At 34.3% G+C, this 6,558-nt stretch carries 6 protein-coding genes; 1 reads left to right on the forward strand and 5 read right to left on the reverse strand.

Translation table 11 applies throughout. The annotated features are described in order from the left end of the window. Both SULYE_RS04875 and rnhA read right to left on the reverse strand, forming a co-directional pair. A partial coding sequence (locus tag SULYE_RS04875) for an ATPase domain-containing protein (protein ID WP_007547102.1) occupies positions 1-854 on the reverse strand: 854 nt, incomplete at its 3' end. Beyond that, the gene (gene rnhA / locus SULYE_RS04880) at positions 841-1,290 is read right to left on the reverse strand and encodes a ribonuclease HI (RefSeq protein WP_007547103.1); all 450 of its coding nucleotides are present in this window, start codon (positions 1,288-1,290) and stop codon (positions 841-843) included. The genes rnhA and SULYE_RS04875, both read right to left, overlap by 14 nt. A gap of 63 nt (positions 1,291-1,353) precedes the next feature. On the opposite strand from rnhA, the gene mtnC reads away from it, so the two are divergent. Continuing rightward, entirely contained in the window at positions 1,354-2,046 is a 693-nt protein-coding gene (gene mtnC, locus SULYE_RS04885) for an acireductone synthase (RefSeq protein WP_007547104.1), read from the forward strand. A gap of 300 nt (positions 2,047-2,346) precedes the next feature. Here mtnC and leuS read toward each other — a convergent pair whose 3' ends face one another. The 3 genes from leuS to SULYE_RS04905 all read right to left on the reverse strand — a co-directional run bounded on the left by leuS (position 2,347) and on the right by SULYE_RS04905 (position 6,441). Further along, positions 2,347-4,173: a leucine--tRNA ligase gene (gene leuS, locus SULYE_RS04895; RefSeq protein ID WP_007547105.1), complete on the reverse strand. Its 1,827-nt coding sequence runs from the start codon at positions 4,171-4,173 to the stop codon at positions 2,347-2,349. Positions 4,174-4,193: 20 nt separating this feature from the next. Beyond that, entirely contained in the window at positions 4,194-5,870 is a 1,677-nt protein-coding gene (gene carB / locus SULYE_RS04900) for a carbamoyl-phosphate synthase large subunit (RefSeq protein ID WP_007547106.1), read from the reverse strand. A gap of 205 nt (positions 5,871-6,075) precedes the next feature. Next, the gene (locus SULYE_RS04905) at positions 6,076-6,441 is read right to left on the reverse strand and encodes a hypothetical protein (protein WP_007547107.1); all 366 of its coding nucleotides are present in this window, start codon (positions 6,439-6,441) and stop codon (positions 6,076-6,078) included. Positions 6,442-6,558: the final 117 nt, after the last annotated feature.

The following is a 6,558-nucleotide window of genomic DNA, read 5'->3' on the forward strand; positions in this document are numbered from 1 at the left end:
GGTTTTTCTGCCAAGAAGAAAGAAGAAGGCTGTAGAACTTCTTCCATTCCTTTTTCTGTCATGTTAAAGACTGCAAGCTCTCCGGAAGAGCCAAATCTGTTTTTTATCACTTTTAAGATTCTGTAAGCATAACCTCTTTCACCTTCAAACTGGGCTACTGTGTCTACCAAATGCTCTAAAACCTTTGGACCTGCGATACTTCCTTCCTTTGTAACCTGACCTACTATCAAGGATATTATTGATTTAGATTTTGAAATTTCTGTTATTTTACTGCTTACATACTTAACCTGACTTACAGAGCCGGCTGGAGATTCTAAATTTTCTGAATAGACAGTTTGAACAGAATCTAAAACTATCAAATCCGGTTTGATGTTTTCAATAGCTTGTAAAATTGCTTCAAGATTTGTCTCAGATAAAATATAAAGATTTTCTTTTAGAGCATTTAATCTTTCTGCTCTAATGTAAATCTGATACTGAGATTCTTCAGCTGATATGTATAAAACTTTTTTATCATTTGCAAAGTAAGATGAGATTTGTAAAAGTAGTGTAGACTTACCAACCCCCGGCTCACCGGAGACAAGGACAACCTGACCATCTACAAATCCACCGCCAAGTGCATTATCTAAGCTTTCAAATCCTGTTGAATATCGCTTTACTTCTGCTTCTTTTTTTAGCTTTGTTATTGGCAATGCTTGAGAAGTTGATTGTGGTTTGAAAACTGTTTTTGTATCTTGTTTTATCTCTTCAACAACAGAATTATACGCACCACATACAGAACACCTTCCTACCCACGTTGGATAGGTTGCCCCACACTCATTACATACATAAATTGTTTTTACCTTATTTTTCTTCATTTTGCATATACTTTAATGCTTCCATTTTTGCTACTTTATCACAGTATTCGTTCTCAGGATGTCCGTTATGTCCTTTAATCCAATATGCTTTTACATTATGTCTTTGTAAAAGCTGGTCTAATTTTTGCCATAAATCTATATTAAGCACATCTTTCTTATTTGACGTTTTCCAGCCGTTTTTCTTCCATTTCTCAAGCCAGCTGTTTATACCATCAACTACATATTTACTATCAGTGTAAAGCTCTATATTATAGCTATTTTTAATCTTTTCAAGGGCTTTTATTACTGCCATCAATTCCATCCGATTGTTCGTAGTTAGCTTTTCTCCACCTTTTACGACAGCTTTTTTCTCTCCGTCTGTTATGATACTACAATAACCACCAGGTCCTGGATTTCCAAGACTTGAACCATCGGCAAAAATTTTTAGTGTTTTCATCTTTCCCTTGATGTTTAAAATTTAAATTTGGTAAAATCTTATCAAAAAAGAGGAGAAAACTCAATGATAAAGGCAGTTTTAACAGACATAGAAGGCACAACAACGCCTATCTCTTTCGTAAAAGATGTATTGTTTCCTTATTCTTATGAAAAAATGGAAGAATTCGTAAAAAACAATCTTCAAAATCCACAAGTACAAAAAATTATAGAAGATGTAAAGAAAGAGATTAATAAAAGTGATGCTTCTTTGGAAGAGGTGATAGAAATTCTTAAAAGTTGGATAGTTGAGGATAAAAAAATTACTCCTTTAAAAGAGTTGCAAGGGCTGATTTGGGAAGAGGGCTATAAATCTGGTAAACTGCAGGGCTTTGTATATCCAGATGCTTATAATAAGTTAAAAGAATGGTTTTGTTCTGGAATAAAGATTTTTATATATTCTTCTGGCTCTGTAAAAGCTCAAAAGCTTTTGTTTTCTTATACAAATTATGGAGATTTAAATTATCTATTTTCTGGCTATTTTGATACCAACATCGGAAATAAGAAAGATAAACAGTCTTATGTAAAGATTGCAAAGGAGATAGGGTTTAATCCTTCAGAGATTTTATTTTTATCAGATAATTCGGATGAAATAATAGCAGCTGCTTCTGCTGGATATAATGTTATTAGACTTGTAAGACCGTTAGATGCTGAGTACATAGATAATTTTCCTTACAAACAGGTTGAAAGTTTTGATGAGATAGAGATTGGGAGGTTGTGAGTGTGGGATTAAGCTATCAGAAAATGGTATAATTATCAAGCATCAGGCAATTACGTCTTTGCCTGTCATTCTGCAGCCGACGAAGAATCTCATATTTTTTCTTTTCAAGTCAAAAAATCAAAAAAGAGATCCTTCAGACTTCGTCCTCAGGATGACAAGGAAAGGCAAATTTAAAAAATTTTGGAACACCCTCAGTCCACAGGATGACAGAGAAAGTGAAATAGTATAGGCAATCATGAATTGCCCATACACATTATACGTTAACGATTACCTTATTGGTTATTCTGTGGCTGGCAAATTCTACCTTCTGCTTACAAACTCTTCTAACTTCTCTTTAAACTCATCTACTGATATATTCTCATCTACGCCTAAAATTTCAAGAAGCTTTCCTATGCTTATCCATTTTTTCAATACCATTCCCTGGGTAAGAAGCTTTTCAAATGGTTCATCTACAGATACTAAACCTATATCCTTCAAAAACTTAGTGAAAAATCTCGAATATAAAAGATGTAAAACAGCATGCTCTATACCGCCAATGTATATATCAACCGGCATCCAGTAGTCAACTTTTTCTTTATCAAAAGGAAGTTTGTCATTTTTTGGGTCGCAGTATCTTAAAAAGTACCATGAACTGTCAACGAATGTATCCATTGTGTCTGTTTCTCTTTTTGCCGGCTTTCCACACTTAGGACAGGTTGTATTGACAAACTCTTCTACCTTTGACAACGGAGATCCACCAACTCCTGTAAATTCTACATCCTGCGGAAGGACAACAGGTAAATCTTCTTCTGGCACCGGAACTATTCCGCAATCATCACAGTAAATAATAGGTATAGGAGTACCCCAGTATCTTTGACGAGAGATGTTCCAGTCTCTTAGTTTATAGTTTATCGTTTTCTTTCCTAAACCTTTTTCTTCTAAATATTTTGTAATCTCTTGCTTTGCTTTTGAAGATTCAAGTCCGCTAAATTCTCCTGAGTTTACCAAAATTCCTTCTTCTTCTTCATACGCTGATTTTTCAAAATCCCACTCTTTATCTTTTGGCTGTACTACTACTTTTATAGGAAGATTATATTTTTTTGCAAACTCAAAATCTCTTTCATCATGAGCCGGAACTGCCATAATTGCTCCTGTTCCATATCCCCAAAGTATATAGTTTGCTGCATATATAGGAATCTCTTCTTTTGTAAGTGGATTTATTGCATACTTTCCTGTAAACACGCCTTCTTTTTCTTCAACAATTCCCCTTTCTTTTGTAGACATTGATTTGATTTTATCTACGAAAGCTTTAACTTCTTCAAAATATGGAGTATCTTTTGCAAGGTCTAAAACAAGCGGATTTTCTGGTGCCAATGCCATAAACGTAACGCCAAAAATAGTGTCTGGTCTTGTTGTAAAAACTTCTATGTAGTCTGATGAGCCTTTAACCGGAAATTTTATCGTTGCTCCTTCTGATTTTCCTATCCAATTTTCTTGCATAATCAAAACTTGTGAAGGCCATTTGCCTTTTAGTTTTTCTAAATCTTCAAGAAGTCTTTCTGCATAATCTGTTATCTTTAAATACCAAGACGGAATTTCTTTTTGAACAACAGAAGTTCCACACCTCCAACATTTTCCTTCAATAACTTGTTCGTTTGCCAATACTGTTAGGTCATGTGGACACCAGTTTACGATTGCTGATTTTCTGTATGCAATTCCTTTTTCAAACATCTTTAAGAATATCCATTGATTCCATTTATAATATTCCGGATTGCAGGTAGTCACTTCTCTGTCCCAATCATAAGAAAATCCAAGCCTTTTTAATTGTTGCCTCATATAGTCTATGTTTTCGTAAGTCCATTTTGCCGGATGGACGCCGTGTTTTATTGCTGCGTTTTCTGCAGGCATTCCAAAAGCATCCCATCCCATTGGATGAAGTGTATTTTTTCCTGCCATTCTATAATATCTGTTTACTACATCACCTATTGCATAGTTTCTCACATGTCCCATATGGATTTTTCCGGATGGATACGGGAACATTTCAAGAACATAATATTTATTTCCTTCTTCCTCTTTTGTTTTGAATATTTTATTTTCTTCCCATTCTTTTAAAAAACTGTTTTCAATTTCTTGAAAGTTGTATTCCATCTTCTAAACCTCTTTAAACTTTATTCAGATACTCTAAAGGTTATTACATTATCATCTTCAACCTTTCCGGAAAGACTTTCATAAGATGAATAGTAGTAAGGTGTAAATGCTTCAAACTCTGCCGCGCATGTATCAACAACTTTATAGCTTACCTCTATTCTTCTTTTTCTAATCTCTTCCTCTGTTGTTTTTAGAAGTCTTGCAAGCTCTCTATCAGAAAATCCCCACTGCTTAGCTTTTTCAAGCTCTTGGTCTGTGATTGAGTTTATATCCTTCGTAGATAAATAAAGCTCATAATCTATGATTTCTTTGATTTGACTTAAAAACCATTTATCTATGTGAGATAATCTGTTAATCTCATCTACGCTATAGCCTCTTCTAAAACCTTCCGCAATATACCAAAGCCTGTCCGGATTTGGCTTTATTATTTTTTCTTTTAATGTTTGCTCATCTATATTTTCTAATCCCATGTAAAATCCATATCTTCCAAGTTCAAGACTTCTTAACGCTTTTTGCAGACTTTCTTTAAACGTTCTTCCGATAGCCATAACTTCGCCGACGGATTTCATCATGGTTGTAAGGGTTGGGTCTGCTTCTGGGAATTTTGCAAAGTCAAATCTTGGTATTTTTACAACTATATAATCTATCGTTGGTTCAAAAGATGCTGGTGTTTTTTTAGTAATGTCGTTTGGCAGTTCATCGAGTGTGTACCCAACAGCGAGCTTTGCTGCAATCTTTGCTATCGGAAAGCCTGTAGCTTTTGATGCCAAAGCTGATGAACGAGAAACCCTTGGGTTCATCTCTATTACATAAAATTCGCCGGTTTTTGGATTTTGTGAAAACTGAACGTTAGAACCACCTGTCTCAACCCCAATCTCTCTCATTACCGCTATAGAGTAATTTCTCAAAATTTGATATTCTCTATCAGACAGTGTTATTGCAGGAGCAACTGTTATACTATCTCCTGTATGAACGCCCATTGGGTCTAAGTTTTCTATTGAACAGATAATCACACAGTTATCATTTTTATCTCTCATAACTTCCATCTCGAACTCTTTCCAACCAATCACCGATTCTTCAAGTAGTACTTCATGAATTGGAGATGCATCAAGACCTGCTTTTACTTTTGGATAAAATTCATCTCTGTTATATGCTATACTACCACCTGTACCACCAAGTGTAAAAGATGGTCTTATGATTACCGGAAAGCCTATCCAATCAATAACTTCTTCAGCCTCTGCAATAGATTTTACTACTGCACTTTTTGGCATAGACAGACCGATATTTTCCATAGCTTTTTTAAATAAATCTCTATCCTCTGCTTTTTTTATGACTTCATACTTTGCACCTATAAGCTCAACGTTGTATTTATCTAAAATTCCTTTTTCATACAAATCTACTGCAAGGTTTAATGCTGTCTGTCCGCCAAGTGTGGGAAGTATTGCATCCGGTCTTTCTTTTTCTATGATTTTCTCTAATACCGGTGTAATCAATGGTTCTATGTATGTTTTATCTGCTATGTTTGGGTCTGTCATGATGGTTGCTGGATTTGAATTTACGAGAATAACTCTATATCCTTCTTCTTTTAATGCTTTTGCCCCTTGCGTTCCTGAGTAGTCAAACTCTGCAGCTTGACCGATTATTATCGGACCTGACCCAATAAGCAGAATAGTTTCTATATCCGTTCTTTTAGGCATATTCTACCTCTGATAAATTTTAAATATATATTTTATCATTCTTAGGACTTTTAGAGTTAAGAGTGGACCTGTCCCAAAAATCAAAATTGTCATTCTGAGCGTAAGCGAAGAATCTCATGTTTTTTGTTGAATTTCTCGCCCGATGTATATACATTCTATATCTTAAAAAAAATTTTGTAGCATTCTCAGTTAAGAAAAGGCTGTGTTATTTAACGATACCAATTAATTTGGCTAAAAGCTCTAAAGAGTTTTGATTTAAAATTACTATAATAGCGATCAATATAATAACCGCAATTCTCAAATCTTTCTTGAATTCTACTCTTGTTATTTCAATTTCCTTCTTAAGCTCAACTTCTAACGTTTTCATTTCTTGTCTTAGCAATTCAATATCATACTTGGAAGCAAGTTCTTTTTTAAGGTCTTCTGAGATAGAGATTTTTAATTTTTCTTCAGAAGACTCTAAGGATTCATTGATAGATTTTTGCAGTATTTCAACAGCTTTTTGAGCATCCTCTTTTCCGAGTACCTTTTCAAGCATCTGATATATTTCAAGTGGTATTCCATATGCCATTTTATTGCTCCCTTATATAGCTTTTACTTTACAATACCGATTAATTTGGCTAAAAATTCTAAAGAATTTTGATTTAAAATTACTACAATGGCAATCAAAATGATAACAGCAATTCTT

The sequence above is a fragment of the Sulfurihydrogenibium yellowstonense SS-5 genome, assembly GCF_000173615.1.
Taxonomy (GTDB): domain Bacteria; phylum Aquificota; class Aquificia; order Aquificales; family Hydrogenothermaceae; genus Sulfurihydrogenibium; species Sulfurihydrogenibium yellowstonense.